This window comes from Streptomyces sp. 3330 (genome assembly GCF_031456635.1).
Classification (GTDB): domain Bacteria; phylum Actinomycetota; class Actinomycetes; order Streptomycetales; family Streptomycetaceae; genus Streptomyces.
In genome coordinates, this window is record NZ_JAVDVA010000005.1 from 223,476 (window position 1) to 241,728 (window position 18,253).

At 72.5% G+C, this 18,253-nt stretch carries 16 protein-coding genes; 11 read left to right on the forward strand and 5 right to left on the reverse strand.

The window, feature by feature from the left end; all coding sequences use genetic code 11:
* The first annotated feature begins 41 nt into the window (after positions 1–41).
* The 3 genes from J2X68_RS11155 (at position 42) to J2X68_RS11165 (ending at position 3,344) form a co-directional block, all read left to right on the forward strand.
* Positions 42–1,493, forward strand: a complete 1,452-nt coding sequence (locus J2X68_RS11155; RefSeq protein ID WP_310432298.1) for a glycine hydroxymethyltransferase — start codon at positions 42–44, stop codon at positions 1,491–1,493.
* Between the two features lie 81 nt (positions 1,494–1,574).
* Positions 1,575–2,588, forward strand: a complete 1,014-nt coding sequence (gene trpS / locus J2X68_RS11160) for a tryptophan--tRNA ligase (protein ID WP_310432299.1) — start codon at positions 1,575–1,577, stop codon at positions 2,586–2,588.
* Positions 2,589–2,765: 177 nt separating this feature from the next.
* A complete protein-coding gene (locus J2X68_RS11165) occupies positions 2,766–3,344 on the forward strand; it encodes a 2'-5' RNA ligase family protein (protein ID WP_310432300.1) in 579 nt (192 codons plus the stop codon).
* Here J2X68_RS11165 and J2X68_RS11170 read toward each other — a convergent pair.
* Both J2X68_RS11170 and J2X68_RS11175 read right to left on the reverse strand, forming a co-directional pair.
* Positions 3,341–4,096: a decaprenylphospho-beta-D-erythro-pentofuranosid-2-ulose 2-reductase gene (locus J2X68_RS11170; RefSeq protein WP_310432301.1), complete on the reverse strand. Its 756-nt coding sequence runs from the start codon at positions 4,094–4,096 to the stop codon at positions 3,341–3,343. The genes J2X68_RS11165 and J2X68_RS11170 overlap by 4 nt on opposite strands.
* Positions 4,093–5,466, reverse strand: coding sequence for an FAD-binding oxidoreductase (locus J2X68_RS11175; RefSeq protein ID WP_310432302.1), 1,374 nt, complete (start codon positions 5,464–5,466; stop codon positions 4,093–4,095). The genes J2X68_RS11170 and J2X68_RS11175 overlap by 4 nt, the downstream gene beginning before the upstream one ends.
* A gap of 132 nt (positions 5,467–5,598) precedes the next feature.
* Between J2X68_RS11175 and J2X68_RS11180 the strand changes: the two genes are divergently transcribed.
* From J2X68_RS11180 to J2X68_RS11190, 3 genes are all read left to right on the forward strand, one after another.
* Positions 5,599–6,108 (forward strand): phosphatase PAP2 family protein, encoded by a 510-nt coding sequence (locus J2X68_RS11180; RefSeq protein WP_310432303.1) that lies wholly within the window; start codon positions 5,599–5,601, stop codon positions 6,106–6,108.
* On the forward strand, positions 6,101–7,054 hold the full coding sequence (locus tag J2X68_RS11185) for a decaprenyl-phosphate phosphoribosyltransferase (RefSeq protein ID WP_310432304.1): 954 nt from the start codon (positions 6,101–6,103) through the stop codon (positions 7,052–7,054). The genes J2X68_RS11180 and J2X68_RS11185 overlap by 8 nt, the downstream gene beginning before the upstream one ends.
* 139 nt (positions 7,055–7,193) lie before the next feature.
* Complete coding sequence (locus J2X68_RS11190) at positions 7,194–8,111, forward strand: YihY/virulence factor BrkB family protein (protein ID WP_310432305.1); 918 nt, start codon at positions 7,194–7,196, stop codon at positions 8,109–8,111.
* Here the strand turns inward: J2X68_RS11190 and J2X68_RS11195 are convergent.
* Positions 8,065–9,414, reverse strand: coding sequence for a D-alanyl-D-alanine carboxypeptidase family protein (locus J2X68_RS11195; protein WP_399039711.1), 1,350 nt, complete (start codon positions 9,412–9,414; stop codon positions 8,065–8,067). The two genes, J2X68_RS11190 and J2X68_RS11195, sit on opposite strands and share 47 nt — an antisense overlap.
* 91 nt (positions 9,415–9,505) lie before the next feature.
* Here J2X68_RS11195 and J2X68_RS11200 point away from each other — a divergent pair, with 91 nt between their 5' ends.
* The 4 genes from J2X68_RS11200 (at position 9,506) to J2X68_RS11215 (ending at position 13,463) form a co-directional block, all read left to right on the forward strand.
* The gene (locus tag J2X68_RS11200) at positions 9,506–9,745 is read left to right on the forward strand and encodes an SCO4848 family membrane protein (protein ID WP_310432307.1); all 240 of its coding nucleotides are present in this window, start codon (positions 9,506–9,508) and stop codon (positions 9,743–9,745) included.
* Between the two features lie 2 nt (positions 9,746–9,747).
* Positions 9,748–11,190, forward strand: a complete 1,443-nt coding sequence (locus J2X68_RS11205; protein WP_310432308.1) for a metallophosphoesterase — start codon at positions 9,748–9,750, stop codon at positions 11,188–11,190.
* Between the two features lie 195 nt (positions 11,191–11,385).
* Positions 11,386–12,939 (forward strand): ABC transporter substrate-binding protein, encoded by a 1,554-nt coding sequence (locus tag J2X68_RS11210; protein ID WP_310432309.1) that lies wholly within the window; start codon positions 11,386–11,388, stop codon positions 12,937–12,939.
* Positions 12,940–13,061: 122 nt separating this feature from the next.
* The gene (locus J2X68_RS11215) at positions 13,062–13,463 is read left to right on the forward strand and encodes an ATP-binding protein (RefSeq protein WP_310432310.1); all 402 of its coding nucleotides are present in this window, start codon (positions 13,062–13,064) and stop codon (positions 13,461–13,463) included.
* 72 nt (positions 13,464–13,535) lie between these two features.
* Here the strand turns inward: J2X68_RS11215 and J2X68_RS11220 are convergent, their stop codons facing one another.
* Together J2X68_RS11220 and J2X68_RS11225 are read right to left on the reverse strand one after the other, a co-directional pair.
* Entirely contained in the window at positions 13,536–14,987 is a 1,452-nt protein-coding gene (locus J2X68_RS11220) for a HAMP domain-containing sensor histidine kinase (RefSeq protein ID WP_310432311.1), read from the reverse strand.
* On the reverse strand, positions 14,984–15,673 hold the full coding sequence (locus J2X68_RS11225; protein WP_310432312.1) for a response regulator transcription factor: 690 nt from the start codon (positions 15,671–15,673) through the stop codon (positions 14,984–14,986). Before J2X68_RS11225 ends, J2X68_RS11220 begins: the two co-directional genes overlap by 4 nt.
* A 167-nt stretch (positions 15,674–15,840) precedes the next feature.
* Between J2X68_RS11225 and J2X68_RS11230 the strand changes: the two genes are divergently transcribed.
* Entirely contained in the window at positions 15,841–18,252 is a 2,412-nt protein-coding gene (locus tag J2X68_RS11230; RefSeq protein ID WP_310432466.1) for an MMPL family transporter, read from the forward strand.
* The last annotated feature ends 1 nt before the right edge of the window (position 18,253 follow it).

Genomic DNA, 18,253 nt, shown 5'->3' on the forward strand with positions numbered 1-18,253 from the left:
ACCGTGACCGCTCGCACGCCACGCCACCCGGAGGCCGACAGATGTCTGAGCAGCAGCCCCTCTCCACCGAGTCCACCGCCTTCCGCGCCGCGCTCGACGTGATCCGCGCCGTCGAGCCGCGCGTCGCCGACGCCATCGGCCAGGAGGTCCACGACCAGCGCGAGATGCTCAAGCTGATCGCCTCCGAGAACTACGCCTCCCCGGCCACCCTCCTCGCGATGGGCAACTGGTTCAGCGACAAGTACGCCGAGGGCACCATCGGCCGCCGCTTCTACGCCGGCTGCCGCAACGTCGACACCGTCGAGGCGCTGGCCGCCGAGCATGCCCGCGAGCTGTTCGGCGCCCGCCACGCCTACGTCCAGCCGCACTCCGGCATCGACGCCAACCTCGTCGCCTTCTGGTCCGTCCTCGCCGACCGTGTGGAGGCCCCGGCCCTGGCGAAGGCGGGCGTCCGCCAGGTCAACGACCTCTCCGAGGCCGACTGGGCCGAGCTGCGCCGGGCCTTCGGCAACCAGCGCATGCTCGGCATGTCCCTGGACGCGGGCGGCCACCTCACCCACGGCTTCAGGCCCAACATCAGCGGCAAGATGTTCGACCAGCGCTCCTACGGCACCGACCCGGCCACCGGCCTGATCGACTACGAGGCACTGCGCGCCTCGGCCCGCGACTTCAAGCCGCTGATCATCGTCGCTGGCTACTCCGCGTACCCCCGTCTGGTGAACTTCCGGATCATGCGCGAGATCGCCGACGAGGTCGGCGCGACCCTCATGGTCGACATGGCGCACTTCGCCGGCCTGGTCGCGGGCAAGGTCCTGACCGGCGACTTCGACCCGGTCCCGCACGCCCAGATCGTGACGACGACCACCCACAAGTCCCTGCGCGGCCCGCGCGGCGGCATGGTCCTGTGCGACGACTCCCTCAAGGACCAGGTCGACCGAGGCTGCCCCATGGTCCTCGGCGGCCCGCTCCCGCACGTCATGGCCGCCAAGGCCGTCGCCCTGGCGGAGGCCCGGCAGCCGTCCTTCCAGGACTACGCCCAGCGCATCGTCGACAACTCCCGCGCCCTCGCCGAGGGCCTGACGCGGCGCGGCGCGACCCTGGTCACCGGCGGCACGGACAACCACCTGAACCTGATCGACGTGGCCTCCTCCTACGGCCTCACCGGCCGCCAGGCCGAGGCGGCGCTGCTCGACTCGGGCATCGTCACCAACCGCAACGCGATCCCCGCCGACCCGAACGGCGCCTGGTACACCTCCGGCATCCGGATCGGCACGCCGGCGCTGACGACCCGGGGTCTGGGGACGGCCGAGATGGACGAGGTGGCGGGCCTGATCGACCGCGTCCTCACCACGACGGAGGCGGGCACGACGAAGTCGGGCGCCCCCTCGAAGGCCGCCCACGTCCTGGACGCGAAGGTGGCCGACGAGATCTCCCGGCGGGCGACCGACCTGGTGGCGGGCTTCCCGCTGTACCCGGAGATCGACCTCGGCTGAGCCCGGCCCCGCCCCGGGCGGCCCCCGCGGCCGCCCGGGACCCGTTCCGGGCGGTCTCCGCGCTCTGAGACAATGATGGACATGGCCTCAGACCGACCCCGCGTGCTCTCCGGAATCCAGCCCACCGCAGGCTCGTTCCACCTCGGCAACTACCTCGGCGCCGTCCGCCAGTGGGTGGCGCTCCAGGAGTCCCACGACGCGTTCTACATGGTCGTCGACCTGCACGCGATCACGGTGCCGCAGGACCCGAAGGAACTCAGCGCGAACACGCGGCTGGCCGCCGCCCAGCTGCTCGCGGCCGGTCTCGACCCGGACCGCTGCACCCTCTTCGTCCAGAGCCATGTCCCCGAGCACGCCCAGCTCGCCTGGGTCATGAACTGCCTCACCGGTTTCGGCGAGGCGAGCCGGATGACCCAGTTCAAGGACAAGTCCGCCCGGCAGGGCGCGGACCGCGCCTCCGTGGGCCTGTTCACGTACCCGATCCTCCAGGTCGCGGACATCCTGCTCTACCAGGCCGACGAGGTGCCGGTGGGTGAGGACCAGCGCCAGCACATCGAGCTGACCCGCGACCTCGCGGAGCGCTTCAACGGCCGCTTCGGCGAGACCTTCACGATCCCGAAGCCGCACATCCTGAAGGAGACGGGCAAGATCTACGACCTCCAGGACCCGTCGATCAAGATGAGCAAGTCGGCGTCCACGCCGAAGGGCCTCATCAACCTGCTCGACGACCCGAAGGCGACCGCCAAGAAGGTCAGGAGCGCGGTCACGGACACCGACACGGTCGTGCGCTACGACACCGAGAACAAGCCCGGCGTCAGCAACCTGCTCGGCATCTACTCGACGCTGACCGGCACCGGCATCGCCGAGCTGGAGCAGCGCTACGAGGGCAAGCTCTACGGCGCGCTCAAGACGGACCTCGCCGAGGTCGTCGTCGACTTCGTGACGCCCTTCAGGGACCGCACCCAGCAGTACCTGGACGACCCGGAGACGCTGGACTCGATCCTGGCCAAGGGCGCGGAGAAGGCGCGTGCCGTGGCCGCGGAGACCCTGTCCCGGACGTACGAGCGAGTGGGCTTCCTGCCCGCGAAGCACTGAGCGGCGCTCGGAAGCACTCGGGGCGCACCGCACACCTGTTCCTCTGGGCAGAGCGCTGCACATCACTTTCCCTGCGCCTGCCCAGAGCACAGCTGTGGCCGTACAGTCGATAGCCGTACGACTGAGTACGAACCCGGCAACACACCCCGCCAGGACGACATGACGACAGGAGAAGACGTGGGGACCGTAACGATCGGTGTGTCGATCGCGGTCCCGGAGCCCCACGGCAGCCTGCTCCAGGAGCGGCGCCTGGGCTTCGGCGACGCCGCGGCTCACGGCATCCCCACGCACGTCACACTGCTGCCGCCGACCGAGGTGGGGACGGGCGCGCTGGCGGCCGTCGAAGCCCACCTCACCGAGGTCGCCGCGGCCGGCCGGCCCTTCCCGATGAGGCTGTCCGGGACCGGCACCTTCCGGCCCATGTCGCCGGTGGTCTACGTGCGGGTCGTCCAGGGCGCCGAGACCTGCGCCTGGCTCCAGCAGCGCATCCGGGCCGCCTCCGGGCCGCTGACCCGCGAGCTCCAGTTCCCGTACCACCCGCACGTCACCGTCGCGCACGGCATCGACGAGGCGGCGATGGACCGGGCCTACGCCGAGCTCGCCCAGTACGAGGCCGACTGGTCCTGCACCGGTTTCGCCCTCGCGGAGCAAGGCGCCGACGGGGTCTGGCGCAAGCTGCGCGACTACGCCTTCGGGGGTGCGGTCGTCCCCCCGCAGGCGGCCCACGTCGACCGCGGTTCGCTGCCGACGCGCTAGACCGGCAGCCTGCGGAACAGCCCGCGGGGCGCGTGGCGCAGCGCCGACATCACCACGCGCAGCACGCCCGGCACCCACACGGTCTCCGAGCGGCGCCGCAGCCCCAGTTCGACGGCCGTGGCGACCGCCTCCGGGGTGGTCGCGAGCGGCGCCTCCGCCAGCCCGGCGGTCATCTTCGTCCGGACGAACCCGGGGCGTACGACCATGACGTGCACGCCCGTGCCGTGCAGCGCGTCGCCGAGCCCCTGGGCGAAGGCGTCGAGGCCCGCCTTGCTGGAGCCGTAGATGAAGTTCGAGCGGCGGGCCCGCTCGCCGGCGACGGAGGACAGGACGACCAGGGAGCCGTGCCCCTGGGTCTGGAGGGCGCGCGCGGCGACCAGCCCCGCCGACACCGCCCCCGTGTAGTTGGTCTGCGCGACGCGCACCGCGGCCGCCGGGTCGCGTTCGTCGTTCGCCTGGTCGCCGAGGACACCGAAGGCGAGCAGCACCGTGTCGACGTCGCCCTCGGCGAAGACCTTGCCGAGGACCGTCTCGTGGGACTCGGGGTCGAGCGCGTCGAAGGGGACGGTGTGGACGTCCGGCCCCAGTGTGCGCAGCTCGGCGGCGGCCGACTCCAGGGCGGGCGACGAGCGTCCGGCGAGCCACACCGTGCGGGTGCGGCGGGCGATCAGCCGGCGCGCGGTGGCCAGCGCGATCTCGGACGTGCCGCCGAGGACGAGCAGGGACTGGGGGAGGCCGAAGGCGTCCTTCATGGTGACTCCTGGAAGTTGAGCCGGCGGGCGAGGTCCGACACGAACACCCCGCGCGGGTCCAGCTCCGCGCGCAGCGCGCGGAAGTCGTCGAGGCGCGGGTACATCGCGGTGAGCAGGTCGGGGCGCAGCCGGGAGTCCTTGGCGAGGTAGACGCGGCCGCCCGCGGCGGCCACCTCCTCGTCCAGCCCGTCGAGGAACGCGGCGAGGCCGGGCAGTCCGGCCGGGATGTCCAGGGCGAGGGTCCAGCCCGGGCGCGGGAACGACAGCCAGCCGGGGTCGGCGTCCCCGAACCGCTTGAGGACGGCCAGGAACGACGGGCAGCGGCGGGCGGACACGCGCCCCACGATCCGGCGCAGGGTGTCCTCCTGGCCGTACCCGACGACGAACTGGTACTGCACGAAGCCGTCGCGGCCGTAGACGCGGTTCCAGTGGGGGACGCCGTCGAGCGGGTGGAAGAAGGCGGACAGGCTCTGGAGCTCTCCGGTACGCGCGCGTGGCGCTCTGCGGTACCAGAACTCGTTGAACAGCCCGACGGTCGTGCGGGTGAGCAGGCCGCTCGGCAGGAACGCGGGCGCGGCCGGGAACCGGGGCGGGCGGAACACGAGCGGGGCCCTGCGCGCGCGGGCGGGCAGCTCCTGCGGGGACGCGTGCTCGCCGCGGGTCAGGACCGCGCGTCCGGTGGCCGCGCCGCGCGCGAGGAGGTCGATCCAGGCGACCGAGTAGCGGTAGCGGTGGTCGCCGGCCGTCATCCGGGCCATCAGGTCGTCCAGGTCGGCGGCCCGCTCGGTGTCGACGGACATCAGCGACGTCGCGACCGGCTGGAGCCGGATCCTGGCCGTCAGGACGACGCCGGTCAGGCCCATGCCGCCGGCCGTCGCGTCGAACAGGTCGGTGCCCTGCTCCACCGTGCGGATCGTGCCGTCCGCCGTGAGCAGTTCGAAGGACAGCACATGCCGGGCGAAGGACCCGGACACATGGTGGTTCTTGCCGTGGATGTCGGCGCCGATCGCGCCGCCCACGGTCACGTACCGGGTCCCGGGGGTCACGGGCACGAACCAGCCGAGCGGCAGCAGGACCTCCGTGAGCCGGTGCAGGGAGACTCCCGCGTCGCACAGGACACTCCCCTCGCCGGCGTCGATGACGTGGATCCGGTCCAGGCCGGTCAGGTCGATCACCGCCCCGCCGGCGTTCTGCGCCGCGTCCCCGTAGGCCCGTCCCAGGCCCCTGGGGATGCCGCCGCGAGGCCCGCAGTCCCGGACCGCCGTCACGGCCTCCGCGTAGGTCCGGGGGCGGACCAGGCGCGCGGCGGAGGGGGCGGTGCGGCCCCATCCCGTGACGGCGACGGTCTCGGTGGTGGTCTCGGCAGGCATGGTCGTGACCGTATCGCCTCTATATGGGCGATTAATTTTGAAACATGCACTACTCCCCGAAATGGGTGATTAATGGGATGTCGCTCAATATTGCCGGTGTTCCGAGCGCGCAGGCGTGAACAGTGAATCCACATGGACGGACTCGACGACCTGGACCACCGGATCCTCGCGGCGCTCCACGCCCGGGGCGCGGACCCTCGCGTCGCCCGCGTCGCGCGCGCCCTCTCCTGGGCGGGCGAGCACGGCGCCCTGTGGCTCGCGGCGGGCGTCGCCGGAGCCGTCGTCGACGTCTCCCGGCGCGGCCCCTGGCTGCGCGCCACCGCGCTCACCGCGGGCGCGCACGCCGCCAGCGTCGGGGTGAAACGTATCGTCCGACGTCCGCGCCCCACCCGTGTCGCACCCCTCGTGCGCACCGCGGGACGGCACTCCTTCCCCAGCTCGCACGCCACCTCCGCCGCGGCCGCCGCCGTCGCCTACGGCGCGCTCGGCGTGCACGCCGCCGCGCCGGTCGCGGTCGCGATGTGCCTGTCCCGCCTGGTCGCCGGCGTCCACCATCCCTCCGACGTGGCGGCGGGCGCGGCCCTCGGTGCGGTCACCGCGCGGCTGGGGGCGCGCTGGATGAGAGGGGGCCACCATGGCTGAGGCACTGCTCCACCGCCAGCGCACGCGCCGCCCGCCGGCGCCCGGGCCCCCGGGCCACCGCCCCGGCACCCTCGCCGGCGGTCTCCTCAGGACCACCCGCCCCAAGCAGTGGGTCAAGAACATCCTGGTCGTCGCCGCCCCCGCCGCGGCCGGCCGGCTCTTCTCCCTGCACGCCGCCACCCGACTCGCCCTCGTCTTCGCCCTGTTCACCGCCTGCGCCGCCGCCGTCTACCTGATCAACGACGCCCGGGACGCCGAGGCCGACCGCGCCCACCCCACGAAGCGGCACCGCCCGATCGCCGCGGGACTGGTCCCGGTGCCCCTGGCGTACGGCGTCGCGGGCGCCCTCGCGGTCCTCGCGCCGGCCGCCGCGGCCTGGCTGACGACCCCCGCCGTCGCGGTGCTCCTCACCGCCTACCTCGCCATGCAACTGGCCTACTGCGTCAGCCTGAAGCACGTCCTGGTCGTGGACCTCGTCGTCGTCGCGACCGGCTTCCTGATGCGGGCCATGGCGGGCGGACTCGCCCTGGGGCTCCCGCTCTCCCGATGGTTCCTGATCACCACCGGGTTCGGGGCGCTCTTCATGGTCGCGGCCAAGCGCTACTCCGAGGCCGTCCAGCTGGCCGGCACGGCGGGCGCCACGCGGGTGCTGCTCACCGAGTACACCACCGGCTATCTGCGCTTCGTCTGGCAGCTGGCGGCCGGGGTCGCCGTCCTCGGCTACTGCCTGTGGGCCCTGGAGGAGGGCGGCGTCCCGCACACGGGCGTGCTGCCCTGGCGCCAGCTGTCCGTCGTCGCGTTCGTCCTGGCGGTCCTGCGGTACGCCGTCTTCGCCGACCGGGGCACGGCGGGCGAGCCCGAGGAGGTCGTCCTGGGCGACCGCGCCCTCGCCCTGATCGGCCTGGCCTGGCTGGCCATGTACGCGCTGGCCGTGGCCGACTGGTGAGTCACGCGCGCGTGCCGCGGCGAGCCGGCACGGCACGGGCCGCCGTCCCGCGTTCGCGGGGTACCCGCACCCTGGTGTTCCGCGATATCCGCATCGGCGATATCCGCGTCGTTCCTCCGGACAGGGGCAGAGTCGGATCATGGACTGGCTGAAGAAGCTCCCCGGCATCGGGCCGTGGGTCGCGCGCCTCATGGCCACGCACGCGTGGCGGTCGTACGAGCGACTGGACCGCGTGAAGTGGACGCGGCTGGCCGCCGCCATGACGTTCGTCAGCTTCGTCGCGCTCTTCCCGCTGCTGACCGTGGCCGCCGCCGTCGCCGCCGCCACGCTGAGCGAGTCCCGGCAGCAGGAGCTCCAGGACAAGATCGCCGATCAGGTGCCCGGCATCTCCGACCAGCTGGACATCAACGGCCTGGTCCAGAACGCGGGCACCGTCGGTCTCATCGCCGGCGCGCTGCTGCTGCTCACCGGCATCGGCTGGGTCGGCCAGATGCGGGACTGCCTGCGTGCCGTCTGGGAGCGGCCCGACGACGACGAGAACCCCGTCCTGCGCAAGGCCAAGGACACGGGCGTCCTCGTCGGCTTCGGCGGAGCCGTCCTGCTCACCCTGGCCATCTCCACCGTCGCCTCGGCGCTGGTCGGCTGGATCACCGAGCAGTCCGGCATCGACAAGGAGGGCTGGGGCATCGTCCTGCTGCGCGTCGCCGCGTTCTCCGTCGCCGTCCTCGCCGACTTCCTGCTCCTGCTGTACGTCCTCACCCTGCTGCCCGGCGTCGAACCCCCGCGCCGCCGCCTCGTCGTCGCCGCGCTCATCGGCGCCATCGGCTTCGAACTGCTGAAGCTGCTGCTGAGCGGCTACATGCAGGGCGTGGCCGCCAAGAGCATGTACGGCGCGTTCGGCGTGCCCATCGCCCTGCTGCTGTGGATCAACTTCACCTCGAAGCTGGTCCTGTACTGCGCCGCCTGGACGGCGACGGGCAGCGCCCCCGACAACCCCCGGGACCTCGACGTCAGCGACGACGCCGTACCAGGTCCGGCAGCGGCCAGCGGCGGTTGACCAGGTACCCGCCGCCCGCCAGCAGCACCAGCAGTCCGCCGGTGATCGCCAGCGCGATCCACATCCCGCCCGAGCCGTCCTCGGTCACCGCGCCCGCCACCGGCTTCGCCGACACGTCCCCGGCGCCGCCGGCCTGCCCCGACCCCTCGGAGGCCGACGGGTTGGCGCCCGGCTGCGCGTCGGCCTGCGCGGTGCCCTTCGGCGCGACCAGCTCGCCGACCGGCGTCACCTTGCCGGCCGCCTGGAAGCCCCAGTCCAGCAGGGCGGCGGTCTCCTTGTAGACCTCGTTGTGGTCGGTCTTCTCCGGGTTCATGACCGTGACGAGCAGCACCTTGCCGTTGCGCTCGGCCACCCCGGTGAAGGTGGCGCCGGCCTTGGTGGTGTTGCCGTTCTTGACGCCGGCGATGCCCGGGTACTGGGAGATGTCGTAGTCGCCGCTCAGCAGCCGGTTGGTGTTCTGGATCTCGAAGGTCCCGCGGGAGGTCTTGCCCTTCTTCTTCGTCGTCTCGCCGGGGAACTTGGCCGTCACCGTCGAGCAGTACTCCCGGAAGTCCTGCTTCTGCAGCCCCGAGCGGGCGAACAGCGTCAGGTCGTACGCGGAGGAGACCTGACGCGGGGCGTCATAGCCGTCCGGGGAGACGACGTGGGTGTCGAGGGCCTGGAGCTCCTCGGCGTGCTCGTTCATGTCCTCGACGGTCTCGGCGATGCCGCCGTTCATCTGCGACAGGACGTGCACGGCGTCGTTGCCGGAGCGCAGGAAGACGCCGAGCCACAGGTCGTGGACCGTATACGTCTCGCCCTCCTTTATGCCCACGAGGCTGGAACCGGCCCCCATGCCGGCCAGGTCCTTCGCCTCGACCTTGTGCACGGTGGCCTTGGGGAAGCGCGGCAGCACGGTGTCGGCGAACAGCATCTTCAACGTGCTGGCCGGGGGCAGCCGCCAGTGCGCGTTGTGCGCGGCGAGCACGTCCCCCGACTCGGCGTCGGCGACGATCCACGACCGCGCCGTGAGGTCCTTCGGCAGCACCGGCGCGCCCCCCGCGATCGCCACCTGCGTCCCGGGCTGCCCGAGCCGCGTGCCGCCCACGGACGACATGTCCGCCGGGGGAGCGACCGACGGCGAGGCGGACGCGGACGGCGATCCGGAGGGCGGGACCGAAGCGGACGGCGATCCCGACGCGGCCGGGGACGGCGACGGGCTCGGGGCCGCGAGCGAGGCGGGCGCGGTGAGCGCGAGGGACGCGAGGGTCGCGGAGGTGACCAGCAGGCATCGCCTGACGGTCTGCTTCATGGGTGCGGGCACGACGGAGAACGTACCGGGCACGCGACGGGAAGTCCCGTCACCCTCTCCACCCCGGTCACGGAACCGGACAACGGCCGGTGATACTGAACCCATGAAGCTCAGCCGCCGCGTCTCCTGGTTCCTGCTCGCCTTCGGGGTGTGGAGCTGGGTCATCTGGGTCACTTTCGTCAAGAACCTGGTCAAGGACAGCAGCGGACTCGCGTTCGACGACGGCGATCCCACGGCGTACTTCTGGGTGCACCTGACGCTCGCTGTCGTCTCCTTCGTATGGGGGACGGTCGTCGGGGCCATCGGGTTGCGCGGTCTGCGCGGTCTGCGGCAGGCGTCATAGCGATGGTGATCGTCTTCGCGCTGCTCGCCCTGACCGTGCTGGTCACGGCCAACTGGTACCTGTGGCGGCGGCTGTTCCGCGACACCACCCGCGGCCCCGGCCCGGTCCGCCGCGGTGGCGCGGTGCTGGTCGCGGGCGGCTGGGCGCTGGCGATCGGCGCCCTGGTCGCCGAACGCACCGGCGCCCCCTTCTGGCTGCAGCGCGTCATGGCCTGGCCCGGCTTCCTGTGGCTGGCCCTGTCGGTCTACCTGCTGCTGGCCGTGCTCGTGGGCGAGGCCGTACGGCCGGTCCTGCGCCGCTTCCTGGCGAAGCGGGCGCCCGCCGGGCCCCCCGCGGCCCGGCCCGAGCGGGAGCCCCTCCCGGTCGGAGCGCCCGCCCCCGGGACACGGGAGGCGACGCCGCCGCAGCCCGGACGGCCGGAGTCAGGACGACCGGAGTCAGGACGGCCGGCCTTCGAGCAGCCCGGGCCGGGCGGCGCGGAGACCGGGGAGGCGCAGACGAACAAGCCGGAGGGCGGCCGGCCGGCCGAGTCCGCGGACCCGGTGTCCGGCAGGCCCGGGTCCGGGGAGTCCGCTTCCGCGGATCCGCAGCCCGGGGCGCCGGCGCGGTCCGCCTCCGACCCGTCCCGCCGGCTCTTCGTGTCGCGGGTCGTGGCGGGCACGGCGGCCGCGGTCGCCGTCGGCACGGTCGGCTACGGCACCTACGGCGTGCTGCGCGGCCCCGGTGTCAAGAGGGTGACGGTGCCCCTGGCCAAGCTCCCGCGCGCCGCCCACGGCTACCGGATCGCGGTCGTCAGCGACATCCACCTGGGCCCGGTGCTCGGCCGGGGCTTCGCGCAGAAGGTCGTCGACACCATCAACGCGACGCAGCCCGACCTGATCGCGGTCGTCGGCGACCTGGTCGACGGCAGCGTGAAGGACCTGGGCCCGGCGGCGGCTCCGCTCGCGCGGCTGAGGGCCCGCCAGGGCAGCTTCTTCGTCACCGGCAACCACGAGTACTTCTCCGGAGCCGCACAGTGGGTCGAGGAGGTGCGGCGGCTCGGCCTGGAGCCGCTGGAGAACGCCCGTACCGAGCTGCCCTGGTTCGACCTGGCCGGCGTCAACGACATCGCGGGCGAGAGCGAGGGCCAGGGGCCCGACTTCGCCGGCGCGCTCGGCGACCGCGACACCACGCGCGCGTGCGTGCTCCTCGCCCACCAGCCGGTGCAGATCCACGAGGCCGTGCGCCACGGCGTCGACCTCCAGCTCTCCGGTCACACGCACGGCGGCCAGCTGTGGCCCGGCTCCTTCCTCGCGGCCGCCGCGAATCCGACGGTGGCGGGGCTGGAACGGTACGGCGACACCCAGCTGTACGTGTCCCGGGGCGCGGGCGCCTGGGGCCCGCCCACCCGGGTCGGCGCCCCCTCCGACATCACCATCGTCGAACTCGCCTCGACGCACGCCTGACGCCCGGTCAGAAACCTGTGGACGGGCTGTGAAACCCGCCCGAAACAAGGCGTCGGCGACTTCTTTCCCCTCTCGTCAGAATCCTCTTCCCCCTGGCGAAACACGTGTGATTAGGTGAGCCCGCCGCCAAGGGGGGCGGCACTTTCTTCTGTGGACTGGGTCCCTCCCGCGGGCCTGGGGAGGCAGGACATCACCATGCGATCTGTTCGCATGCGGATCCTCGTGACGCTGCTGGTTCTCGCGGTCGTCGGAGTGGGCGGCCGGCAGTTGCTGCCGTCGCAGGACAACGGTGACGCGACCATCACGGTCGGCACCACGGACACGGTCACCTCGCTCGACCCGGCGGGCGCCTACGACGCCGGATCCTGGGCGCTGTTCAGCAACGTCTTCCAGTCGCTCCTGACGTACGAGCCGGGCGGCGTCTCGCCCGTGCCGGACGCGGCCGAGAGCTGTTCGTTCCTCAAGGGCAGCCTCGTCACGTACACCTGCGAGCTGCGAGACGACCTCACCTTCGACAGCGGCTCGGAGGTGACCGCCGAGGACGTGAAGTACTCCTTCGACCGGGTCAAGAAGATCAACTCGGACGTCGGCCCGGCGTCCCTGTTCTCCACCCTGAAGTCGGTGGACGCCAAGGGCCTGAAGGTCACCTTCCACCTGTCGTCGCCGGACGCGACCTTCCCGTTCAAGGTGGCCACCGGGGCCGGCTCGATCGTCGACCGCACCCGCTACCCGGCGGACGGCCTGCGGGTCGGCAGCAGCGTCGACGGCACCGGCCCCTACCGGCTGAGCGGGTACACCAAGGGCAAGAAGGTCCTGCTGTCGCCCAACCCGCGCTACAAGGGCGCCGTGTCGACCGGCGCCCCGATCGAGCTGCGCTATTACGCGGACCCCGCGGCGCTCGAGAAGGCCTGGAAGGCCAAGCAGGTCGAGGCGGCCGCCCGGCAGCTGCCGCCCGCGGTGCTGGCCGCCCTCGACACCAGCGACCCCGACCAGCGCGTCTACGAGGCCGACGGCTCCGAGACCCGCAACCTGTACTTCGACACCCGCTCCGGCTCACCGCTGCACGACACGGACGTCCGCCGGGCGATCGCCTGGCTGATCGACCGCGAGCAGCTGGCCGCGAGCGTGTACGACGGGACCGTCGAGCCGCTGTACTCGCTCATCCCGACCGGCATCACCGGCCACACCACGTCCTTCTTCGACAGTTACCCGGACCGGAGCGCCGACAAGGCCCGCAAGCTGCTGAAGTCGGCGGGCGTCGGCGTCCCCGTGAAGTTCACCTACGGCTACGGCCTGGGCAGCGGCGCCGCGGCGGCCGAGGCCGAGGAGCTGAAGCGGCAGCTGGAGGCGAGCGGTCTGTTCGAAGTGGACGTCAAGGGTTACGAGTGGACCGACTTCCAGAAGCGGTGGGCCACCGGCAGACTCGACGCCTACGCGGTCGGCTGGGTCGCCGACTACCCCGACCCGGACACCTTCGCGGGCCCGCTGGTCGGCACCGGCTCCACCATGAACACCGGCTACAGCAGCAAGGCCGTCGACAAGTACATCGCCGGAAGCCGGCAGTACGCCGACCGCAGCCGGACCGCCGGCGACTTCCGCGCTCTCCAGCAGGTCGTCGCCCGGGACGTGCCGGTCGTCCCGCTGTGGCAGCGCAAGGAGTACGTCGTCACCAGCGCGGACATCGGCGGGGGCCAGTTCCTGGCGGACGGGAACGGCGTGTTCCGCCTCTGGAAACTCGACTGGATCTGATCCGAAGTACCCACCCGGCGCGCGGACTTGATCCCGTGAGCCGGGCATGCGCCCCCGTCACACCGGGCAGGCACCCGAAGCGGCACCATGTGACGGAGGTGTGTACGGGACGAGGAGCAGACGTGCTGAGACGCAACTCCTTCCGGCTGCCCCGGCATCCGGCGTCCGTCGGTCTCGCCCGGCGCCGGGTACGGGACCATCTGGCGGACTGGGGGCACGGCCCCGACGACCCGGCGCTGGCCGACGCCGTCCTGGTGGTGTCCGAGCTGGCCACCAACGTCGTACGCCATGGGCCGCTGCTGGAGCGGGAGTTCGAGGTGGCCGTGACCGCCCTCGGTGACGGTTCCTGTCTCATAGAGGTCTCCGACGAGGGCCGGCTCGAACCCCGGCTGCGGCCGGCCGGGGAGTCGGAGGAGCACGGCCGCGGCCTGCACCTGGTGGAGCACCTCGCCGCCGCGTGGGGCGTCTGGAGCAGGGGCCGGCACGGCAAGACGGTATGGGCCCTGGTCACGGCCCCCGCCTAGGCGAGCCCGCGGGGCTGCCGCACGGCGCCCGCCTCGACGAGTCCCGCGGGGGCGGCCCTCCGGGGCAGGCGGTCAGACGCAGGCCTTGGGCCGGGCCGGCAGGGTCACCGTGACCGCCAGCCCCTCGCCGGGAGCCGTCCGCACGCTCACCTCGCCGCCGTGCGCGTGCACGACCCCCTGCACGATCGCCAGGCCCAGCCCGCTGCCCGCGCCGCCCCCGGCCCGGAAGAAGCGGTCGAAGACCCGCGCCGCGTCCTCCGGCCCCAGCCCCGGCCCCTTGTCCTCGACCGACAGCCGGACGACGCCGTCCGCCCGCTCCACCCCGAGCCGCACCGGCACCTCGGCGGACGTGTGCGTGCGCACGTTGGCCACCAGGTTGCCCAGCACCTGACGCAGTCCCGACTCGTCGGCCCGCACCAGCACGGTTCCGTCGGCCTCGACCGTGACCGGCCGCCCGGGCTGCTGCGCGCGCAGGTCCTGCGCCGAGTCCCGCACCAGACGGCTCACGTCGACGCCCCGCAGCCGCAGTTCGGGCCGCTGGTCGAGGCGGGCCAGGGTGAGCAGCTCGTCGACGAGCCGGCCCATCCGGTCGACCTCGCCGTTCATCCGGTCCCAGGCCCGCCGGCGCTCGTCCGGCTCGACCAGCATGCCCTGGTCGTACAGCTGGAGATAGCCGCGGATCGCGGAGAGCGGGGTGCGCAGCTCGTGCGAGGCGTCGGCCACGAAGCGGCGCAGCTGGGCCGCGCTGTGCTCGCGCGTGCGGTACGCCGTCTCCACCTGGTGGAGCATGGAGTTCAGGGCGAGCCGCAGCTGTTCGACCTCCTGGGTGGGATGGTGGCTGGAGGGCACGCGCCGGGTCAGGTCGCCTTCGGCGATCGCCGACGACGTCTCCACCATGTCCTCCAGCGGCAGCATCCGCCGCCGCACGCTGAACAGGGTCAGACAGGCGAGCAGGGCCAGCAGCAGCGTGCCGACGGCGAGATCGAGCTTCAAGGCCTTCGCTATGCCCTTGTGGAGGGCCTCGGTGGAGGTGGCCAGCAGGATGTACGTGCCGTCGGTCAGCCGGGTCGCGGTCGCGCGGTAGGTGTCCCCGTGCACGGTGACGTCGTGCGGGTCGGCGTCGGTGGAGAGGGCGAGCGGGTCGGACACCGCGCCCGCGAGGCCGCGCTGGGCTTCGGTGGGCTCGACGTCGAAGATGGTCAGGGCGGTGCCCCGGCCGTCGACGGCGGTGAAGATCGAGTCCGGCGCCGGCCGGGAGCCGGAGTCCGTGACCTGCGGCACGAGGCGGTCGCTGACGACGCTCAGCACGGACAGCGAGTCGATCTGGCGCAGGGTGAGCCGCGAACTGCCCAGCGAGTCACGCATCTTGGTCAGCTCGGCGTCCACCTGGTCGACCAGGTAGTGCCGCATCCCCATCAGGCTGACCGCGGTCGCGACGACGATGCCCAGCGCCAGCAGCCCCACGTTCGCCGCCGTCAGCTTGGCACGCAGCGAGTGGATGCCGTGCCGGTGGATGCGCCTCACGCCAGCCCGTATCCGACGCCCCGCCGGGTGGTGATCACCGGCGGCCCCAGGACGTCCAGTTTGCGCCGCAGATAGCTGATGTAGGTCTCGACGACCGTCGACTCCGGCGGAGTGTGCTCGTACTGCCAGACGTGGCGCAGGAGTTGCTCCTTGGGCACGATCCGGCCGCCGTTGCGCACCAGGAACCGCAGCAGCGCGTACTCGGTGGGGGTGAGCTCGACCGAGCGGCCCGCCCGGTGCACGCTGTACGTCGTCTCGTCGAGCTCCAGGTCGCCGTACCGCAGCGGCGGGCGCTGCGGGAGGACGTCGGCCGGCCGGGTGCGGCGCAGCACGGCGGTGATGCGGGCGACGACCACGTCGATGTCGAACGGTTTGGTGATGTAGTCGTCGCCGAAGCCGAGGGCGCCGACGATCTCGGTCGGCGCGTCCCGCGCGGTGAGGAACACCAGCGCCAGGTCCGGCCTGCGCGAGCGCAGTTCACGACCCAGCGCCCGGCCGTCGCCGTCCGGCAGCATCACGTCCAGCAGGGCCACGTCGGGCCGGGTGCGGTCGGCGAGGGCGAGGGCCTCGCGGACGGTGCCCGCGACCATGACCTCGAAGCGGTGGTAGCGCAGGGCGATGGCCAGGACGTCCGCGATGCTCGGTTCGTCCTCCACGACCAGCACCGTGCCGGAAGCCGTCGTCATGCCCCCAGTATCCGGTGACCCACCGGCGATCGCGCCGGTTCACGCTTTGGAGTTCCTTGAGAGTCATGGTCATCACATGTCCACGCACACGTGGCGCCACCGATCCTGTTGCCCAGGACCTGGGGGACCGACCGACGATCTGTTGAAGGAGATTGAGCGTGGCGGCATTGGCGCGCTGGTGCTATCGGCACCGGCTGGTGGTCCTGTTGCTCTGGGTGGGGGCGCTGTTCGGCCTGGGATTCTCGGCCTCGACGGCGGGCACGGACTACGCGAACGTCTTCTCCCTTCCCGACACGGACTCCAAGAAGGCGTACGACCTGATGGAGAAGGCGTTCCCGGCGAGCGCGGGCGACACCGACACGGTCGTGTGGAAGGTCGACGAGGGCTCGGTCCGGGACCAGGACGTGCGCTCCCGGATCCAGCCCGCGCTCGACAGGATCGCGGGCATGAAGGGCGTCGGCGGGGTCACCGGCCCCTACGCGGCGGACGCGGCGGGCGCGGCGCAGATCAGCGGTGACGGGCGGATCGCCTACGCCCAGATCACCTTCACCGAGCAGGCGAACGCCGTACCGAAGGAACTCGTCCAGGACGTCGTCGACACCGCGCGGGACGCCGGCCGGGACGGCCTGGAGGTGGAGGTGGGCGGCCAGGCCGTCCAGCGGGTCCAGGAACCGCCCACCGGCCTCGCCGAGATGGTCGGCCTCGCGGCCGCGGCGGTGGTCCTGTTCCTGGCCTTCGGCTCGCTGTACGCGATGCTGCTGCCGCTCGCCGTGGCGATCTTCGGCGTCGGCATGGGCCTGTTCTCGACCCAGCTGCTCAGCCATGTCACCGACATCCCGGACCTGGCCCCGCTGCTGTCCTCGCTGATCGGCCTCGGCGTCGGCATCGACTACGCCCTGTTCATCGTCACCCGGCACCGCAAGGGCGTGCTGCGCGGCCTGGACCCGGAGGAGTCGGCGGTCACCGCCCTCAACACCTCCGGCCGGGCGGTGCTGTTCGCCGGCGGCACGGTGTGCATCGCCCTGGCCGGCATGCTGGTGACGAACCTGCGCTTCCTCGACGGCGTCGTCATCGGCACCTCGCTGACCGTGGTGCTGAGCGTCCTCGCCGCGACGACCCTGCTGCCCGCCCTGCTCGGCTTCCTCGGCGCTCGCGTGCTGAGCCGCAAGCAGCGGCGGCTGCTGGCCGCGACCGGCCCGGAGCCCGAGAAGGCGAGCGGTCCCGCGGCCCGCTGGTCGACGGGCGTGCAACGCCGGCCGCGGACGATCGCCGCCCTCGCGCTGGTCGTCATGGCCGTCCTCGCGCTCCCCGTGCTGTCGCTGCGCCTCGGCGCCACCGACCAGGGCAACGACGACGCGTCGACGACCACCCGGCAGGCCTACGACCTGCTCGCCGAGGGTTTCGGACCGGGCTTCAACGGCCCCCTCCAAGTGGTCGTGGACGGCGGCGACGCCACCGCTCTGACCCAGGGCATCAAGGACACGCCCGGCGTCGCCCGGGTGGCCGCGCTGCCGCCCGCGAGCGGGGTCACCGTCATCCAGGTGGTGCCGACGACCTCACCGCAGTCCGAGGAGACGGACACCCTGATCGACCGGCTGCGGGACGACGTCATCCCGCGGGCCGGGGCCCAGGCGCACGTGGGCGGTGTCACGGCGGTGTCCAAGGACTTCGCCACGGTCACCGGCGACCGGCTGCCGCTCTTCATCGCCACCATCATCGGCCTGGGCTTCCTGCTGCTGCTGGTCGCCTTCCGCTCCCTGGTGGTGCCGCTGACGGCCGCCGTGATGAACCTGATCGCGGCCGCGGCCTCCTTCGGCGTCCTCGTCGCGGTCTTCCAGTGGGGCTGGGGCCTCGACCTGCTGGGCCTCGGCAAGGAGGGGCCGATCAACGCCTTCCTGCCCGTCATCATGCTGTCCCTGCTCTTCGGCCTGTCGATGGACTACCAGGTCTTCCTGGTCAGCCGGATGCACGAGGAGTGGGTGCACACCAAGGACAACGCGCGAGCGGTCCGGGTGGGCCTCGCGGAGACCAGCCGGGTCATCAACTCCGCCGCCCTGATCATGGTCTGCGTCTTCCTGGCCTTCGTGCTCAGCGGCGACGCGGGCGCGGCGATGGCGGGCGTCGGTCTCGCGGCCGCCGTCGCGCTGGACGCGTTCATCCTGCGCACGGCGCTGGTCCCGGCCGCGATGCACCTGCTGGGCGACTCCAACTGGTGGCTGCCCGGGTGGCTGGAGAAGCGGCTGCCGCACCTCGCGGTCGAGCCCAAGGAGGAGGCGGCGCCGATGACGGCCGCGCCGGGCGAGGGACCGGCCTCGGCCGTGCACGGCTTCGTCCGGAACACGGCCGGTGAACCCGTCGAGGACGCGAAGGTCGCCCTGATGTCGACGGGCGGGCGGGAACTGGACCGCGTCGCCACCCTCGCCGACGGCTCGTACATCCTCTCCGTCCCGGCACCGGGAACCTATCTGCTGGCGACGACCGCCGCACCGCCGCTGCTTCCCCGTGCCCGGCAGCTGACGGTCGCGGGGGAGCCCCTGGTCCACGACGTGGAGCTGGAGGAAGGCGCGGAGGTGAGCTGAC